Source organism: Cupriavidus phytorum (genome assembly GCF_003254285.1).
Classification (GTDB): domain Bacteria; phylum Pseudomonadota; class Gammaproteobacteria; order Burkholderiales; family Burkholderiaceae; genus Cupriavidus; species Cupriavidus phytorum.
On sequence record NZ_QKZN01000010.1, the window covers coordinates 59407 to 77559 of the forward strand.

Consider the following 18153-nt stretch of genomic DNA (forward strand, 5'->3'; position numbering starts at 1 on the left):
GCGGAAGCTGGAAAAGCTCGAGGCGGTTGATGCTGCTGCGGGTTTGCTCCCCTCTCCCGCTTGCGGGAGAGGGGCGAGGGTGAGGGCCGGAGCATCAATGAAGTCCGGCGCTCGCACCCGAACACAACAGCCCGATATGCATCCACCCGAGCCACAAAGCCAGCGTCAGGCCGCAGCCGCTCCTCGCGGCCTCGAACTCCACGCCACATACGCAAACGTCAGCATCCGCGCGCCCTCATATCCGCGCGCGGGCACCAGCGCGCCGCTGGCCAGCTGGTAGGCCACGACCGCATGCAAGGTCTTTTCCGGGGAATACCGGTCCCGCAAGGGGAGGTGGGGATGGAGCCGGCGCCAGCCGGGGGCGGCGCCGTCCAGGGTGGTCCAGGCCAGTGCGCAATAGCACAGGCCACGGGACGAGAGGTGCCAGAGCTGCCAGTAGCGGCCGGTCGTCTGCACGCGCTGCATCCTTGATGGCTGCAGGGCCGGCGGGGGCGACCGGCCTGCGGCTTACTGGATCTTGGCCTTGTCCTTCAGTGCCTTCATCATGGCCTGGAACTGCTCGCGTTGCCAGTTCTGGTCGCCCATCAGCATCTGCGTCAGCTGCGGCTTCACCTCTTCGAACGACGGGATCTTGGCGTCGCGCACGTCGACCAGCTCGATGATGTGCCAGCCGAACTGGGTCTTGACCGGGGTGTCGGTCATCTGGCCCTTCTTCAGGCCGGTCATCGCCGCCGAGAACTCGGGCACGTAGCTGCTGCTGTTGGCCCAGTCCAGGTCGCCGCCGTTGGCGGCCGAGCCCGGGTCCTTCGACGCGGCCTTGGCCTGGTCCTCGAACTTGGCGCCGCCCTTGATCTTGGCGATGATGGCCTTGGCGTCGGCTTCCTTTTCCACCAGGATGTGGCGGGCGTGGTATTCCTTGCCGTTGCCGAACTGCGACTTGATCTTGTCGTATTGCTTGCGCAGCTCGGCGTCGCTGGCGCCGTGGGTCTTGACGTAGTCTTCGAACACCGCGCCGGCCAGCACGTTCAGGCGGGCCTGTTCCAGTTGCTCCTGCACGTCGTCGCGCTGGGTCAGGCCGCGCTTGTTGGCTTCCTGCACGAGCAGTTCGCGGTCGATCAGCATGTTGCGGGCGCGCGTGCGCAGCTCCGGGCTGTCGGGCTGGCCGGTGCCGGCGATCAACTTGTCCAGCTTTGCCGACGGAATGGCCTTGCCATTCACGACGGCGGCATTCTGGGCGATGGCCGGCAGGCTGCCGGCAGCAAGCACAGCCGCCAGGCTGAACGAGAGGACGGTGGTCTTCATGGAATCAGGTCTGAGAGTTGCTGGAAGAATCGCGTGAGGGTGCGAGGGATTGTGCGCGGGATTGGTACTCTTGGTCGGTGAACGCAGTCACGGCGAGGGCGTGGATCTGCGTGGGGAACAGACCGCGCAGCGCATCATACACCATGCGGTGTCGAGCAACCCGGTTGTGACCCGCAAAGCGCTCGCTGACGATTGTCACGTCGTAATGTCCGCCGCCGGACGCGGCGCCGGCGTGTCCGGCGTGCAGCGCGCTGTCGTCGCGCACGGCCAGGTGGCTGGGGGCGAGTGCTGCGCGCAGCATTGCCTCGATCGTGGCGGGATCGGCTGCCATCAACGGTTTCCTTCGGTTCGTGGGGGCGGAACGGGGCGGGGCGGCGCCGTCAGTCCTGGGTGTTTTCCGGCATGTGGCGCGACAGCCAGACGCTTTGCGCGACGATGAAGACCAGCATCAGCCCCATGCTGCCGAACAGCTTGAAGTTGACCCAGGCCTCGGTCGAGAACTGGTAGGCCACGTACAGGTTGAGCACGCCCATGGCGGCGAAGAAGCCGGCCCAGGCAAGGTTCAGGCGCGCCCACACCGGATCGGGCAGGGCCACCTGCTTTTCCATCATGGCGCGGATCAGGTTCTTGCGCCACACCAGCACCGCGCCCAGCAGCGCGGCCGCGAACAGCCAGTACAGCACGGTCGGCTTCCACTTGATGAAGGTCTCGTTGTGCAGCACCAGCGTGGCGCCACCGAAGACCGCGATGATCAGCAGGCTGACCCACTGCATCGGCTCGACCTTGCGGTGCCGGAACCAGACCCAGCCGATCTGCACCACCGTGGCGGCGATGGCCACGGCGGTGGCGGTGTAGATGTCGGCCAGCTTGAATGCGGCAAAAAAAAGGATGACCGGGAACAGGTCGAACAGGAATTTCATGCGGGTCCAGGTTGTGTCCGGCGTTTTCGCCGGACCGTTCGGTATCAGGGCTGCGGGTCGCGCTTGGGCGCTTCGGCAGCGTGGGCATCATCCGCCGCACGCTGCGCGGGGTCGCGATCGTCGAATTTTAGCGCAGCCGAGTTGATGCAATAGCGCAGGCCGGTCGGCGCGGGCCCATCCTCGAACACGTGGCCGAGGTGGCTGCCGCATTCCTTGCAGCGGACTTCGATCCGCGTCATGCCGTGGCTGTGGTCGACATGCTCGGCAATGACCTCGCCGTTGATCGGGCGGAAATAGCTGGGCCAGCCGCAGCCCGCATCGAACTTGGTGGCGGATTCGAACAGCGGCGTGCCGCAGCCCACGCAGTGGTAGATGCCCTGGTCCCAGTGGTCCCAGTAGCGGCCGGTGAAGGGGCGCTCGGTGGCTGCCTCGCGCGTGACGCGGTATTCGATCTCGGAGAGTTGTGCACGCCACTCGGCGTCGGTCTTGGTGGTGGTCATGGTTGTCCTCGCGGTGTTCCTTGGAGTGGATGGCCGGTCAGGGGTTCGGCGTCCACGCTTGTCCTTGCGGCTTGTCCACGGCATTCGTCGCCGGAAATGCGCGAACCTTACACCGGCTTGCGCCGGCTTGCAGGGGCGCGGTGGCGGTCGCCGGCGTCAGGATGAGCAACTGACTTCCAGCCCCGCGGCCCAGTCCGGCGGCAGTGCGGCGTAGTGCTCGGCCTCGGGCTGTTCGTCGAAGGGGCGCGACAGCACCGCCAGCAGCCGGTCCACCTCGCTGAAGTCCTTGTCCTCGCGTGCACGGCGGATGGCGGTCTCGGCCAGGTGGTTGCGCAGCACGTATTTGGGGTTGACCGCCAGCATTTCCAGTTCGCGGGCGGCATCGTGCGATTGCTCGGCACGCAGGCGCACGCGGTAGTCGGCCATCCAGGCGTCGAAGGCGGCGCGATCGAGGAACAGGTCGCGCACCGGCGCGTCGCGCGAGGCATCGGTGGACGAAATGCCGCACAGCTTGCGCCAGAACAGCGTGTAGTCGACGCGCTGGCCGTGCAGCAGCTGGAACAGGCTGGTCAGCAGCGGCTCGTCGGTCTTGTCGTCACCCCCGGCAGGCGGGCGCAGGCCGAGCTTGGCGCGGTAGTGGCGGAAGAACGCCGCGGCGTAGCGCTCGCGGAACGGGTCCAGCGCCGCGCGCGCGGCTTCGACCGCGGCATCGCGCGCAGCTTCCTGGTCGGCCTGGCCGGGCGGCAGCCACAGCGGCAGCAGCGCCTGCGCCAGGCAATGCAGGTTCCAGAACGCCACCTGCGGCTGCTGGCTGTAGGCGTAGCGGCCCTGCGTGTCGGAGTGGTTGCAGATATGGTTGGCGTCGAACGCATCGAGGAAGCCGAACGGGCCGTAATCGATGGTCAGGCCCAGGATCGACATATTGTCGGTGTTCATCACGCCGTGGCAGAAGCCCACCGCCTGCCAGTGCGCGATCAGGTCGGCGGTGCGCAGCGAGACCTCGCGCAGCAGCGCCTGGTACGGCTGGCCGTCGTCGCGGCAGGCGGGCATGAAGTTGTCGATGACGAAATCCGCCAGCTTGCGCAGCGCGGCCACGTCGTCGTGCGCGGCGAAATGCTCGAAGTGCCCGAAGCGTATGAAGGTGGGCGACAGCCGGGTCACGACCGCGGCGGTCTCGATGGTCTCGCGCCGCACCGGCGCGTCGGAGCCCATGATCGACAGCGCGCGCGTCGTGGGCACGCCCAGCGCGGCCATCGCCTCCGAGCACAGGTACTCGCGGATCGACGAGCGCAGCACCGCGCGCCCGTCGGCCATGCGCGAATAGGGCGTCAGGCCCGCGCCCTTGAGCTGGATCTCCCAGGGGCCGGTGTCGGTCTGCGCCTGCGCCAGGCGGATGGCGCGGCCGTCGCCGAGCTGGCCGGCCCAGACCCCGAACTGGTGCCCGGAATAGACCGTCGCCAGCGGATCGGCCCAGTCCGGCACCTGGTTGCCGATAAAGGTGTCGATGAAATCTTGCCGGCTGCCGATGCTGGCGTCCCAGCCCAGCAGTGCCGCGGCCGCCGGCGCCACGCTGACCAGGTACGGCGAGGGCAGCGGCGTCGGACGCAGGCGCGTGAAGAACTGCGGGCCTAGTTCGGCAAAGCCGGGCGCGGTCGGGAATGGCAGCGGCAGGGTCGCCGGCGTGGCGGTATCGGCAACGGCTTGCGGAGCGTGCGGCGGGGGCGTGTCAGGCATCGCGTAGGGCGCTGGGGCGCCAGGTGGCAGTGCGCTTTCGTTGCGTTCGGCGCGGTGCCGCGGCACGCGTCTGAGGCGGTGCGGCGCGGCATGCGGAAGGCACGAAAATGCGATGGTGGCTAGGGAAAACGACATGTTGAGGTGCAACATGCCACGCAGTATTGTACGTCCTCAACGGCATGAGACTGCGCCCTGCCCGGACATGCCGCCATGCACCGCAAGGTTATTTCCCGCCTTCACTGAGCCCATGAATCCGGTGCATGGACTTCCGCAGAATTGCGGCCCCGACCACAGCAACGCGACGACGACAGTACGGCAGTGCACGACCGGATCGGCTTCTTGCCGATGCCATACATGCGAACGACCGTCCAAAAATAGTACGGTTGTTCGTTTTTCGGTGGAACAGAACAGCATTCAGGAGGCAGGTTCATGGCATTGATGGGTCAAATGATGAGCGCACCGCTGCTCATTTCCTCCATCATCAAACACGCCGCGCGTTATTACGGCAGCACCGAGATCGTCTCGCGGCGCACGGAGGGCGACCTGCATCGCTATACGTACCGCGACTGCGAGCTGCGTGCCCGCAAGCTGGCGCAGGCTCTCGGCGCGCTCGGCGTGAAGCAGGGCGAGCGTGTCGGTACGCTGGCCTGGAACGGCTACCGCCACCTGGAGATCTACTACGGCGTGTCCGGCATGGGTGCCGTCTGCCATACCGTCAACCCGCGCCTGTTCCCCGAGCAGATTGCCTATATCGTCAACCACGCGGAAGACGGCTATATCTTCTTCGACCTGACCTTTCTGCCGCTGGTCGAGGGCGTGGCCCCGCATTGCCCCAACGTCAGGGGCTGGGTGGCGATGACCGACCGCGCGCACATGCCGGCCGAGTCCAAGGTGCCGCTGCTGTGCTACGAAGAACTGATCGACGCGCAGGACGGCAACTACGAATGGCCACAGTTCGACGAGAACCTTGCGTCGAGCCTGTGCTACACCTCCGGCACTACCGGCAACCCGAAGGGCGCGCTGTATTCGCACCGCTCCACGGTGCTGCACTCCTACGCCTCGGCCATGCCGGATGCGCTGGGCTGCTCGGCCAGCGACGTGATCCTGCCGGTGGTGCCGATGTTCCACGTCAATGCCTGGGGCCTGCCGTATTCGGTGCCGCTGGTCGGCGCCAAACTGGTGCTGCCGGGGCCCAAGCTCGACGGTGCCTCGCTCTATGAGCTGTTCGAGCAGGAAAAGGTGACCTTCTCCGCCGGCGTGCCGACGGTGTGGCTTGGCTTGCTGCAGCACATGCAGGCGAACCAGCTCAAGTTCTCCACCTTCCGCCGCACCGTGATCGGCGGTTCGGCCGCGCCGCCGGCGATGATCCGCGCGCTCGAGGCGCTTGACGTGGAAGTGATCCATGCCTGGGGCATGACGGAGATGTCGCCGCTGGGCACCGCGAGCAAGCTGCTGGCCAAGCACCACGACCTGCCCGACGCCGAGCGCCACAAGATCCAGGAAAAGCAGGGCCGCGTGATCTACGGCGTCGACATGAAGATCGTCGATGGCGAGGGCAAGGAGCTGCCGTGGGACGGCAAGGCCTTCGGCGACCTGCTGGTGCGCGGGCCGTGGATCATCGACCGCTACTTCCGCAATGACGCCAGCCCGCTGGTCGACGGCTGGTTCCCGACCGGCGACGTCGCCACCATCGATGCCGACGGCTTCATGCAGATCACCGACCGCAGCAAGGACGTGATCAAGTCCGGCGGCGAATGGATTTCGTCGATCGATATCGAGAACGTCGCCGCCGCGCATCCGGCGGTGCACATGGCGGCCTGCATCTCCGCCTACCACCCCAAGTGGGACGAGCGCCCGCTGCTGGTGGTGGTAAAGAAGCCCGGCGCCGAGGTCAGCCGCGAGCAGCTGCTGCAGTTCTTCGAAGGCAAGGTCGCCAAGTGGTGGATTCCGGACGACGTGGCCTTTGTCACCGAGATTCCGCTGACGGCCACCGGCAAGATGCAGAAGCTGCGGCTGCGCGAGCAGTTCAAGGACTACAAGCTGCCGACTGCCTGAGGCCGGCAGGCCAGCATCCGGTGCGCCGGCCAGCTTGCGGCACGGCGCTGCCGGGGGCCGGCCACGCGGCGCGAACAGGAGGGCGCCACGCGGCCGGCCGCATCGACGACATCGAACGACAAGCCACGATAAGAGTGAAGGAGACAGGTATGACGAAAATGCGTCCGCTGGTGGCCGGTGTGGCCATGTTTGCCGCACTGGGTTCTGCGCTGGTTTCGGGGTCCGCGCTCGCGGATACGGTGAAGATCGCCTTTATCGATCCGCTCTCGGGGCTGATGGCCCCGGTAGGCCAGAACCAGCTCAAGAGCTGGCAGTACGTGGCCGATGTCGCCAACCAGAAGGGCTGGGCCGGTCCGCACAAGTTCGAGGTGGTGGGCTTCGACAACAAGCTGTCGCCGCAGGAAAGCCTGACCATCCTCAAGCAGGCGATCGACCAGGGCATCCGCTACGTGGTGCAGGGCAACGGCTCGTCGGTCGGCCTGGCGCTGCAGGATGCGGTGGCCAAGCACAACGAGCGCAACCCCGGCAAGGAGATCGTCTACCTGAACTACGCCGCGGTCGATCCGGACATGACCAATGCCAAGTGCAACTACTGGCATTTCCGCCTGGACGCCAACTCGGACATGAAGATGGAGGCGCTGACCACCTTCCTGGCCAAGGACCCGAACGTCAAGAAGGTCTACCTGATCAACCAGAACTACTCGTTCGGCCACCAGGTGGCGCGCGCCGCCAAGGACTACCTGAAGCGCAAGCGCCCGGACATCCAGATCGTCGGCGAAGACCTGCATCCGCTGGCGCAGGTCAAGGACTTCGCGCCGTACGCCGCCAAGATCAAGGCCTCCGGCGCCGATACCGTGATTACCGGCAACTGGGGCAGCGACCTCGCGCTCCTGATCAAGGCCGGCAAGGACGCCGGGCTCACCACCAACTACTACACCTACTACGCCGGCACCACCGGCGTGCCGACCGCGATGGGCGCGGCCGGCGCCGAGCACGTCAAGTACGTGGGCTACTACAACCCCAACAACAAGGGCTTCCGCGGCGCCGACATCATCGAGGGCTACAAGAAGAAGTACAACGACGACTTCTACGTGATGGCCTCGTACACCGGCATTGCCATGCTGAGCAAGGCGATGAAGGACGCCAACTCGACCGACCCGGTCAAGGTGGCCAAGGCGCTGGAAGGCATCAAGGTCGACAGCATGAACGGCACGGTCGAGATGCGCAACACCGACCACCAGGCGCAGCAGCCGCTGGTGGTGGCGACCTGGACCAAGGTCGACGGCAAGGAAGTCAAGTACGACCAGGAAAACACCGGCTACGGCTGGAAGACCAACGCGCTGATGGACCAGTACGTGTCGGCCCAGCCGACCTCGTGCCAGATGAAGCGGCCGGGCTGACCCGGCGCGGCGCGCGGCCACGCTGACAAGGTGGCCGCGCGGCCGGCATACTTCCGGTCTTTCCGGCCGGCATTCCGGCCGGCTTTCCGGTCTTTGTTCCGGACCATAACGGGGAGTGTCCGGGGGCGATGCCTGCCCCTGGCGGAGGCGCTCACCCTCGATCGACCCGGACGGTTGCCGCCGTGCGCGCGCATGGCGGCACCAGCTTGAAGGACACGCTGTGGAATTCTTCGTCATCTCACTGCTGAACGGCATCAGCTACGGGCTGCTGCTGTTCATGCTGTCGTCGGGCCTTACGCTGATCTTCAGCATGATGGGCGTGCTCAACTTTGCCCATGCCAGTTTCTACATGCTGGGCGCCTACTTTGCCTACACCATCGCCAGCAAGATCGGCTTCTGGCCGGCGCTGATCTTCGCGCCGCTGCTGGTGGCGGGCGCGGGCGCGCTGGTGGAGCGCTTCGGCCTGCGCACGGTGCACAAGTACGGCCATGTGGCCGAGCTGCTGTTCACCTTCGGCCTGGCCTACCTGATCGAGGAGGGCGTCAAGCTGGTGTGGGGCCTGGCGGCGGTGCCGTACCGGATTCCGGCCGAGCTGGACGGGCCGCTGTTCACGGTGTTCACCTCGTCGTTCCCCAAGTACCGCGCCTTCATGATGCTGGTGTCGCTGGGCATGCTGGTGGCGATCTACCTGGTGCTGACGCGCACCCGCATCGGGCTGGTGATCCAGGCCGCGCTGACCCACCCGGAGATGGTCGAGGCGCTGGGCCACAACGTGCCGCGCGTATTCATGATGGTGTTCGGCGGCGGCGCCGCGCTGGCAGGGCTGGCCGGGGTGATCGGCGGCAATGCCTTCGTCACCGAGCCGTCCATGGCCGCGGCAGTGGGGTCGATCGTGTTCGTGGTGGCGGTGGTGGGCGGCATGGGGTCGCTGGTGGGCGCGTTCATCGCGTCGATCCTGATCGGCGTGCTGCAGACCTTCGCGGTCACCATCGACGCCTCGCTGGCGGGCCTGATGACCAGCCTGGGGCTGGCGGTCAGCGAGGCCACGCCGTTCTATTCGCTGTGGAAGCTGACGGTGGCCCAGGTGGCGCCGGTGCTGCCGTACCTGCTGCTGGTGGTAATGCTGATCTTCCGCCCGCGTGGACTGATGGGAACCCGGGAGAGCTGAGGCCATGGAGCAAGCAATGCAACAACCGCGCGAGCCGGTGGCAACCGGCCGCACCCTGCGCTACCGCCCGCTGAACCTGGCGCGCTGGATCATCTGGAGCCTGACCGTGGTGGTCATGCTGGTGCTGCCGCTGTTCTTCACCGGGGGCTTCGCCATCACGCTGATGTCGCAGATGGGCATCATGATCATTTTCGCGCTGTCGTACAACATGCTGCTGGGACAGACCGGCATGCTGTCGTTTGGCCATGCGGTGTATTCCGGGCTGGGCGCCTTTATCGCGGTGCACGTGCTGAACATGGTCGGCGCCGGCAAGGTGTGGCTGCCGGTGTCGATGCTGCCGCTGGTGGGCGGGCTGGCCGGCGCGTTCTTCGGCGTCATCTTCGGCTACGTCACCACCAAGAAGGCCGGCACCACCTTCGCCATGATCACCATGGGCATCGGCGAGATGGTCTTTGCCAGCTCCCTGATGTTCCCGGAGTTCTTCGGCGGCGAGGGCGGCATCTCCACCAACCGCGTGGTCGGCGACCCGTTCCTTGGCATCAGCTTCGGGCCCGGGCGCCAGGTCTACTACCTGATCGCGGCGTGGTGCCTGGTGTCGATGGTGGCGATGTACGCCTGGACCCAGACCCCGCTGGGCCGCATTGCCAACGCGGTGCGCGACAACCCCGAGCGGGTCGAGTTCATCGGCTACAACACCCAGCGCGTGCGCTACCTGGTGCTGATCCTGTCGGCGTTCTTCGCCGGCATCTCCGGCGCGCTGGCGGCGATCAACTTCGAGATCGTCTCGGCCGAGAACGTCAGCGCGGTGCGTTCCGGCGGCGTGCTGCTGGCGGTGTTCATCGGCGGCGCAGGCGTGTTCTTCGGGCCGATCATCGGCGCGGTGGTGTTCGTGCTGTTCGCGGTGGCGCTGTCGGACCTGACCAAGGCCTGGCTGCTCTACCTCGGCCTGTTCTTCGTGCTGATGGTGATGTTCGTGCCGGGCGGCCTGGCCAGCCTGCTGCTGATGCAGCTGCCGCTGGCGGCGAAGGGCAAGCTGCGCCGCATGCTGCCGTCCTACGCGAAGGCCGGCGCGGCCGGCGTGGTGCTGCTGGTGGCGATGATCCTGACCGTCGAGCTGGTCTACAAGGTGCAGGTCGACAGCGCCAACGGCACCGCCATGAAGCTGTTCGGCATCGGCTTCGATGCCGCGACCTGGATGCCATGGCTGGCGGCCGCGGCGCTGTGGGCGGTGGGGCTGGCCGCGTGGCGGCTGGCGGTGCGCGCGTCGCGCGCGCAATGGGACAAGGTGCAGGCAGAAATCGCAGGAGGCAGGGCATGAGCGCGGCGGCACTGGAACTGACCGATGTACGCAAGAAGTTCGGCCAGACGGAAATCATCCGCGGCGTGAACCTGAGCATTCCCAAGGGCGAGCGCCACGCGCTGATCGGCCCCAACGGGGCCGGCAAGTCGACCACTTTCAACCTGATCTCGGGCCGCTTCGCGCCGAGCAGCGGCACGGTGCGCCTGAACGGTGAAGAGATCGGCGGCCTGCAGCCCTTCGTCATCAACCGCATGGGGCTGTCGCGCAGCTTCCAGATCACCAATATCTTCCACCGTCTGTCGGTGTTCGAGAACCTGCGCTGCGCGGTGCTGTGGTCGCTCGGCTACAAGTATTCGTTCTGGCACCGGCTTACCGGCCTGCGCGACGCGCGCGAGCGCGCCGAGGACGTGCTCGAGCTGATCGGCATGCAGCATCGCCGCGATACCCAGGCCGGCCTGCTGACCTATGCCGAGCAGCGCGCGCTGGAGATCGGCATCACCATCGCCGGCGGCGCCGAGGTGATCCTGCTGGACGAGCCCACCGCAGGCATGAGCCGCTCGGAATCGGACCACGCGGTCGAGCTGATCCGCAAGGTCACGGTGGGCAAGACGCTGGTGATGGTCGAGCACGACATGAGCGTGGTGTTCGGGCTGGCCGACCGCATCTCGGTGCTGGTCTACGGCGAAGTCATCGCCACCGATACCCCGCAGGCCATCCGCAACAACCGCAAGGTCAAGGAAGCCTACCTGGGCACCACGCTCGACGAGGCCACCACCGAAGGAGCGCACTGATGGGCAAGCGCATGCTGGAAGTCACGGGCCTGCACGCCTATTACGGCAAGAGCCATATCCTGCACGGCGTCGACGCGCATATCGACGAAGGCGAGATCGTGGCGCTGCTGGGGCGCAACGGGGTGGGGCGCTCGACCATGGCCAAGGCCATCCTCGGCATGGTCAAGGCCGAAGGGTCGGTGAAGTTCCGCGGGGAAGAGATCCTCGGGCGGCGCACCTTCGAGATTGCGCACCTCGGCATCGGTTACGTGCCGGAGAACCGCGACATTTTCCCCACGCTGACGGTGCGGCAGAACCTGCTGCTCGGGGAGAAGCGCAACCCGCGCCAGCCGAAGCCGCGCTGGAGCGTGGAGGATATGTTCAACATGTTCCCGCGCCTGAAGGAGCGCGAGAACACCTCGGCCGGCGTGCTGTCCGGCGGCGAGCAGCAGATGCTGACGCTGTGCCGCACGCTGATGGGGGATCCCGACCTGATCCTGATCGATGAGCCCACCGAAGGGCTGGCGCCGATGATCGTGGCGCTGGTGGGGGATTACCTGAAGACCCTGAAGGAACGCGGCGTCTCGGTGCTGCTGATCGAGCAGAAGCTGGCCATTGCGCTCGATATCTCGCAGCGGGTCTATGTCATGGGCCACGGGCATATCGTGTTCGAGGGAACGCCGGGCGAACTGAAGGCGAATGGGCAGATCAGGAAGGAGTGGCTGGAGGTATAGCTCCAGCCCTGCGAATCCCGCTTGTTTTCTCCCCTCTCCCGCTTGCGGGAGAGGGGCGGGGGAGAGGGCCGGAGCCTCAACGAAGTGCAATGCTCCGCTGTGCCCGGCCCCAACTTCTTACGCGGCCTCTCGCGTGTCCTCCGCCTTCCGCTCCGCAAACTCAAACGGCATATCCTCATACGCAATCAACCGCGACCCGGTGACCAGCCGATATCCCAGCCACAGCACCAGAAACACCGGCACGCCAATATAAGTGGCGACAATCTCCGGCCACCGGTTCGGGATGTCGGCAAAGGCCTGGAAATTCTGCCCGCCGATGATCACCACGCACAGCACCGCCGAGAAGATCGGCCCGAACGGATACAGCGGCGAACGGTAGGCGAGCTGGCTGACGTCATGGCCCTGGCGGGCCATGCCGCGGCGGAAGCGGTAGTGGCTGACGGCGATGCCGAGCCAGGCGATGAAGCCGGTCATGGCCGAGGTGTTGAGCAGCCACAGGTAGGCGGTCTTGTTGCCGAGCAGCGAGCTGAGGAAGCACAGCGCGCCGATGCCGGTGGTCGCCAGCAGCGCGTAGAACGGCACGCCGTTGCGCGTCAGCCTGGCGAACACGCGCGGGGCGCGGCGGCTGACGGCGAGGCCGTACAGGATCCGCGTCGACACGTACATGCTGGAAGTGCCCGCCGACAGCAGCGCGGTCAGCACCACCGCGTTCATCAGCCCGGCGGCGAAGGCCAGCCCGGCGTGGCGGAACACCAGCGCGAACGGGCTGACGCCCACGTCGGTCACGTCGTTGCGCAGCAGGTTGGGATCGGTATAGGGAATCAGCACCCCGATGACCAGGATCGCCAGCACGTAGAACAGCAGGATGCGCCAGAAGGTCTGGCGGATCGCGCGCGGAATGGTGACGGCGGGGCGTTCGGCCTCGCCGGCGGCGACGCCGACGGTTTCGGTGCCGAGGAAGGAGAAGCCCGCGATCATGGCCACGCCGAACATGGCCGGGATGCCGCCGACGAAGGGCGCGTCGCCGGCGGTGAAGTTATGCCAGCCGGACTGCGGGCCGCCCTGCATGATGCCGAAGATCATCAGCAGCCCGACGCCCAGGAATACCACCACGGTGATTACCTTGACCAGCGCGAACCAGTATTCGGCCTCGCCGAAGCCGCGCACCGAAAACGCGTTGAGCCCGAACATCAGCAGCAGGAAGCCGGCGCTCCACAGCACCCCGGGCACGTCGGGGAACCAGTACTGCATTACCAACTGCGCCGCGGTCAGCTCGACGGCGATGGTTACGGCCAGGCTGAACCAGTAGTTCCAGCCCAGCGCGAAGCCGAAGCCCTCGTCGACATAGAGCGCGCTGTAGGTGACAAAGGAGCCCGCCACCGGCATATGCACCGCCAGTTCGCCCAGGCTGGTCATCAGGCAATACACCATCAGGCCGAGCAGCATATACATCAGCAGCGCGCCGCCCGGGCCGGCCTGCGCGATCGACGCACCCGAGGCCACGAACAGGCCGGTGCCGACCGCGCCGCCGACGGCGATCATGGTCAGGTGGCGGGCCTTGAGCTTGCGCTGGAGGTCGTCGTGCTCGACCACCGGATGCTGGTGCCCGTGTGCCGTGGCAGCGCGCGGGGACGAAGAATGAGTTGGGGAAGACATCAGGGTCGCTGGAACTTCCGCCGCCCGGCGTCTTGTGAAGGCCAGGGGGCAAAAAACGAAAAGCCGCGAGTCTACCGCGTCTGCGCCGGCGATTTTCCCGTATCGGTCAAATAAAGGCCGATACTGGTCTGGGAGGCGGCGCGAGCGGTACGGCGAAGTGCCTTAACCGGCATCGCATGCGCTTCGCAGGAAGTCGTTAAGCACTGGCTCCATGCAGCGCGGTCAGGGGCGGCATTCGCGTTGCGCATGGCCCCGAAATGTTCGGAAATTGAAATTGAACGACCGTGCTATTTTGTGTATGCTTGTTTCGCCCAAGCGCCGGAAGGCGTTGTGGGGCGCGGGAATGCGGCGGATCGGGTCAAGGGTTAACCCGCCAGACCGCCGTGACCCGGGGCCAGTACCGGCACCAGCCGGGCTCGCCCCGCGCTGCAGAGAACATTCATTCGAGAATTCGAATCCCGAGACAACTTCTGACACCAAAGGAACCAGCATGACAGCGCAGTATCAGGTTCAGGACGGCGTAGCCGTCATCACGCTCGACAATCCCCCTGTCAACGGCCTGGGTCACAGCACCCGGCTTGGCATCGTCGAAGGCATGACCCGTGCGCTGGACGATGCCGCCGTCAAGGCGATCGTCATCACCGGCGCTGGCAAGGCTTTCTCGGGCGGCGCCGACATCCGCGAATTCAATACGCCCAAGGCCATGCAGGAGCCGACCCTGCACTCGGTGATCCGCGTGCTGGAAGCCTCGTCCAAGCCGGTGGTGGCGGCGGTGCATTCGGTCGCGATGGGCGGCGGCCTGGAACTGGCGCTGGGCTGTAACTACCGCGTCGCGTCCAAGGGCGCGCAGATCGCGCTGCCGGAAGTCAAGCTGGGCCTGCTGCCCGGCGCGGGCGGCACGCAGCGCCTGCCGCGCGTGATCGGCCTCGAGGCCGCGGCCAACATGATCGTGTCGGGTACCGCGGTGCCGTCCGAGAAGTTCGCCGGCACCAAGCTGTTCGATGAAATCGTCGAGGGTGACGTGCTGCCCGCGGCGGTCAAGTTCGCGCAGAACGTCGGCGCCGCCAGCGGCCCGCATCCGAAGGTGCGCGACCTGAAGGTGCGCCACGAGAATGCCGAAGGCTACCTCGGCTTCGCCCGCAACACCGTGGCCGCGATGGCCAAGAACTTCCCGGCGCCGCTGAAGTGCCTGGAAGCCGTGGCGGGCTCGCTCAAGCCGTTCGAGCAGGGCCTGAAGCAGGAGCGCGAGGGCTTCCTGTTCCTGGTGACCACGCCGGAATCGCGCGCGCTGCGCCACGCCTTCTTCGGCGAGCGCGCCGCCAGCAAGATTCCCGACGTGCCCGAAGGCACCCCGGTGCGCAAGATCGAGAAGGTTGCCGTGATCGGCGCCGGCACCATGGGCGGCGGCATCAGCATGAACTTCCTCAATGCGGGCATCCCGGTCACGATCCTGGAAACCAAGCAGGAAGCGCTCGACCGCGGCGTCGGCATCATTCGCAAGAACTACGAAAACAGCGCCAAGAAGGGCAAGCTGACGCAGGAGAAGGTCGAGCAGCGCATGGGACTGCTGAGCACCACGCTGTCCTATGACGACATCAAGGACGCGGACATGGTGATCGAGGCCGTGTTCGAAGAGATGGGCGTCAAGGAAATCGTCTTCAAGAAGCTGGACGAAGTGATGAAGCAAGGCGCGATCCTGGCTTCCAACACTTCCACGCTGGACGTCAACAAGATTGCCTCGTTCACCAGGCGTCCGCAGGACGTGGTCGGCATGCACTTCTTCAGCCCGGCCAACGTGATGAAGCTGCTCGAAGTGGTGCGCGGCGACAAGACCGGCAAGGACGTGCTGGCCACGGTGATGCAGGTGGCCAAGAAGATCAAGAAGACCGCGGTGGTGTCGGGCGTGTGCGACGGCTTCATCGGCAACCGCATGATCGAGCAGTACAGCCGCCAGGCCGGCTACCTGCTGGACGAAGGCGCGCTGCCCGAGCAGGTCGACAAGGCCATCGAGAAGTTCGGCTTTGCCATGGGCCCGTTCCGCATGGGCGACCTGGCCGGCAACGACATCGGCTGGGCCATCCGCAAGCGCCGCGCCGTGGACAAGCCGGACATCCAGTATTCGAAGACCGCCGACCTGCTGTGCGAGATGGGCCGCTTCGGCCAGAAGACCGGCGCGGGCTGGTACGACTACAAGGCGGGCGACCGCAAGCCGTACCCGAACCAGCAGGTCAACGACATGATCGTGCAGCATTCGAAGGACCTGGGCATCACGCGCCGCAAGATCTCGGACGAGGAGATCGTCGAGCGCCTGGTGTTCGCGCTGGTCAACGAAGGCGCCAAGATCCTGGAAGAGGGCATTGCTTCCAAGGCCTCGGATATCGACATGGTGTACCTGACCGGCTACGGCTTCCCGCTGTTCCGCGGCGGCCCGATGCTGTACGCGGACCAGGTCGGCCTGTACAACGTGGCGCTGGCCATGAAGCGCTACGCCAAGGGCTACCACGGCGAAGCCTGGCAGGTCGCGCCGCTGCTGCAGAAGCTGGCGGACGAAGGCAAGGGCTTCAACGGCTAAGACGCCATCACGGTTCTCCCTGGCACTGACATGGACACCACCCTCCGACCTGACGATTGCCTGCTGGTGATCGACGTGCAGAACGACTTCATGCCGGGCGGCGCGCTTGCCGTGCCCAACGGCGATGAGGTGGTGCCCGTCATCAACCGGCTGGCGCGCGCCTTCGGGCACGTGGTGCTGACGCAGGACTGGCATCCGGCCGCGCACGTCTCGTTCGCGGCCAGCCATGCCGGTACGCAGCCATTCCAGATGCTCACGCTGCCGTATGGCGAGCAGGTGCTGTGGCCGGTGCACTGCGTGCAGGACACGCCCGGCGCCGCGCTGCATGCGGGCCTGCACGTGCCACATGCGCGGCTGGTGATCCGCAAGGGCCACCATGCCGGCGTGGACAGCTACTCCGCCTTCATGGAAGCGGACCGCACCACGCGCACCGGGCTGGCCGGCTACCTGCGCGAGCACGGCGTCAGGCGCGTGTTCTGCGCCGGGCTGGCGACGGACTACTGCGTGGCCTGGAGCGCGCTCGATGCGCGCGCGGCCGGCTTCGAGGCCGCGGTGGTCGAGGATGCATGCCGGGCCATCGACCTGCAAGGGTCGCTGGCGCAGGCGTGGCAGGACCTCGGCGCCGCCAGCGTCGCGCGCGTGATGTCCGCCGAACTGCTCAAGGGCCAGGGCTGAACCGAAACACCGAACCGAACGACACAAGAGATTCCGAGGAGCAACACATGAACGAAGCAGTCATCGTATCCACCGCACGGACCGGCCTGGCCAAGAGCTGGAAGGGCGCCTTCAACATGACCCACGGCGCCACGCTGGGCGGCCATGCGGTCCAGCACGCCATCGCGCGCGCCAAGATCGAGGCCGCCGAGGTCGAAGACGTGCTGATGGGCTGCGCCAACCCGGAGGGCGCCACCGGCGCCAACATCGCGCGCCAGATCGCGCTGCGCGCCGGCTGCCCGGTCACCGTGCCCGGCGCCACCGTCAACCGCTTCTGCTCGTCGGGCCTGCAGACCATCGCCATGGCGGCGCAGCGCGTGATCGCCGACGAGGGCGACATCTTCGTTGCCGGCGGCGTCGAGAGCATCTCGTGCGTGCAGCAGGAGATGAACCGCCATATGGTCCAGGAAAGCTGGCTGACCAAGAACAAGCCGGAAATCTACTGGAACATGCTGCAGACCGCCGAGAACGTGGCCAAGCGCTACAACATCTCGAAGGAGCGCCAGGACGAGTACGGCGTGCGCAGCCAGCAGCGCGCCGCGGCCGCGCAGGAAGCCGGCAAGTTCAACGACGAGATCGTGCCGATGACGGTGCTCGCCGGCGTTGCCGACAAGTCCACCGGCCAGCTGGTGACGAAGGAAGTCACCATCGACCGCGACGAGGGTATCCGCCCGGATACCACGCTGGAAGGCGTGGCCAAGATCCGCAGCGCGGTGCCGGGCGGCGTGATCACCGCCGGCAATGCCTCGCAGTTCTCGGACGGCGCCTCGGCGGCGGTGGTGATGAACGCGCGCGTGGCGGCGGCCAGGGGCCTGCAGCCGCTGGGCGTGTTCCGCGGCTTTGCCGTGGCCGGCTGCGAGCCCGACGAGATGGGCATCGGCCCGGTCTTTGCCGTGCCCAAGCTGCTGAAGAAGGCCGGCCTGAAGGTCGACGACATCGGCCTGTGGGAGCTGAACGAAGCTTTCGCGGTGCAGGTGCTGTATTGCGCTGACACGCTGGGCATCCCGATGGACCGCCTCAACGTCAACGGCGGCGCGATCGCGGTGGGGCATCCGTACGGCGTGTCGGGCGCGCGCTTGGTCGGCCATGCGCTGATCGAGGGCAAGCGCCGTGGGGTGAAGTACGTGGTGGTGACCATGTGCATCGGCGGCGGGCAGGGCGCGGCCGGGTTGTTCGAAGTCCTGTAACGACCGACCGCCTGTTTGCTCCCCTCTCCCGCAAGCGGGAGAGGGGGCCCGCCATTGGTCATCCAAAGCAAGGCGTTCTTCAAGCGCTACGCCGTCCCGAGAACAGAAAAGAATTCACGGCGCCCCACGCAGTGCGCCGCC

At 66.4% G+C, this 18153-nt stretch carries 16 protein-coding genes; 9 read left to right on the top strand and 7 right to left on the bottom strand.

The annotated features are described in order from the left end of the window. Positions 1–165 precede the first annotated feature (165 nt). From C7416_RS22550 to C7416_RS22575, 6 genes are all read right to left on the bottom strand, one after another. Positions 166–465, bottom strand: coding sequence for a hypothetical protein (locus C7416_RS22550; protein WP_111520997.1), 300 nt, complete (start codon positions 463–465; stop codon positions 166–168). 42 nt (positions 466–507) lie between these two features. Then, entirely contained in the window at positions 508–1302 is a 795-nt protein-coding gene (locus C7416_RS22555) for a peptidylprolyl isomerase (RefSeq protein WP_062799127.1), read from the bottom strand. Positions 1303–1306: 4 nt separating this feature from the next. Continuing rightward, entirely contained in the window at positions 1307–1633 is a 327-nt protein-coding gene (locus C7416_RS22560) for a BolA family protein (protein ID WP_062799129.1), read from the bottom strand. 49 nt (positions 1634–1682) lie between these two features. Beyond that, positions 1683–2222: a septation protein A gene (locus tag C7416_RS22565; protein WP_111520998.1), complete on the bottom strand. Its 540-nt coding sequence runs from the start codon at positions 2220–2222 to the stop codon at positions 1683–1685. Positions 2223–2266: 44 nt separating this feature from the next. After that, complete coding sequence (msrB, locus tag C7416_RS22570; RefSeq protein WP_111520999.1) at positions 2267–2722, bottom strand: peptide-methionine (R)-S-oxide reductase MsrB; 456 nt, start codon at positions 2720–2722, stop codon at positions 2267–2269. Positions 2723–2878: 156 nt separating this feature from the next. Continuing rightward, positions 2879–4456, bottom strand: a complete 1578-nt coding sequence (locus C7416_RS22575; RefSeq protein WP_111521000.1) for a protein adenylyltransferase SelO — start codon at positions 4454–4456, stop codon at positions 2879–2881. Between the two features lie 429 nt (positions 4457–4885). Here C7416_RS22575 and C7416_RS22580 point away from each other — a divergent pair, with 429 nt between their 5' ends. The 6 genes from C7416_RS22580 (at position 4886) to C7416_RS22605 (ending at position 11883) form a co-directional block, all read left to right on the top strand. Beyond that, positions 4886–6511 (top strand): 3-(methylthio)propionyl-CoA ligase, encoded by a 1626-nt coding sequence (locus C7416_RS22580; protein ID WP_111521001.1) that lies wholly within the window; start codon positions 4886–4888, stop codon positions 6509–6511. A gap of 149 nt (positions 6512–6660) precedes the next feature. Further along, positions 6661–7911 (top strand): branched-chain amino acid ABC transporter substrate-binding protein, encoded by a 1251-nt coding sequence (locus tag C7416_RS22585; protein ID WP_111521002.1) that lies wholly within the window; start codon positions 6661–6663, stop codon positions 7909–7911. A 220-nt stretch (positions 7912–8131) separates the two neighbouring features. After that, the gene (locus C7416_RS22590) at positions 8132–9079 is read left to right on the top strand and encodes a branched-chain amino acid ABC transporter permease (RefSeq protein ID WP_062799143.1); all 948 of its coding nucleotides are present in this window, start codon (positions 8132–8134) and stop codon (positions 9077–9079) included. A gap of 4 nt (positions 9080–9083) precedes the next feature. Beyond that, a complete protein-coding gene (locus tag C7416_RS22595) occupies positions 9084–10397 on the top strand; it encodes a branched-chain amino acid ABC transporter permease (protein ID WP_111521003.1) in 1314 nt (437 codons plus the stop codon). Then, entirely contained in the window at positions 10394–11170 is a 777-nt protein-coding gene (locus C7416_RS22600; protein WP_062799147.1) for an ABC transporter ATP-binding protein, read from the top strand. Before C7416_RS22595 ends, C7416_RS22600 begins: the two co-directional genes overlap by 4 nt. After that, positions 11170–11883, top strand: a complete 714-nt coding sequence (locus tag C7416_RS22605) for an ABC transporter ATP-binding protein (RefSeq protein WP_111521004.1) — start codon at positions 11170–11172, stop codon at positions 11881–11883. The genes C7416_RS22600 and C7416_RS22605 overlap by 1 nt, the downstream gene beginning before the upstream one ends. A 117-nt stretch (positions 11884–12000) precedes the next feature. Here the strand turns inward: C7416_RS22605 and C7416_RS22610 are convergent, their stop codons facing one another. Beyond that, a complete protein-coding gene (locus C7416_RS22610; protein ID WP_111521005.1) occupies positions 12001–13539 on the bottom strand; it encodes an amino acid permease in 1539 nt (512 codons plus the stop codon). Between the two features lie 490 nt (positions 13540–14029). Here C7416_RS22610 and C7416_RS22615 point away from each other — a divergent pair, with 490 nt between their 5' ends. From C7416_RS22615 to C7416_RS22625, 3 genes are read left to right on the top strand one after another with little or no spacing between them, the layout of a single operon-like run. Beyond that, positions 14030–16111, top strand: coding sequence for a 3-hydroxyacyl-CoA dehydrogenase NAD-binding domain-containing protein (locus C7416_RS22615; protein WP_111521006.1), 2082 nt, complete (start codon positions 14030–14032; stop codon positions 16109–16111). Positions 16112–16141: 30 nt separating this feature from the next. Then, positions 16142–16786 (top strand): bifunctional nicotinamidase/pyrazinamidase, encoded by a 645-nt coding sequence (gene pncA / locus C7416_RS22620; protein WP_111521007.1) that lies wholly within the window; start codon positions 16142–16144, stop codon positions 16784–16786. 47 nt (positions 16787–16833) lie between these two features. Continuing rightward, a complete protein-coding gene (locus tag C7416_RS22625) occupies positions 16834–18012 on the top strand; it encodes an acetyl-CoA C-acyltransferase (RefSeq protein ID WP_018005921.1) in 1179 nt (392 codons plus the stop codon). Positions 18013–18153 lie beyond the last annotated feature (141 nt).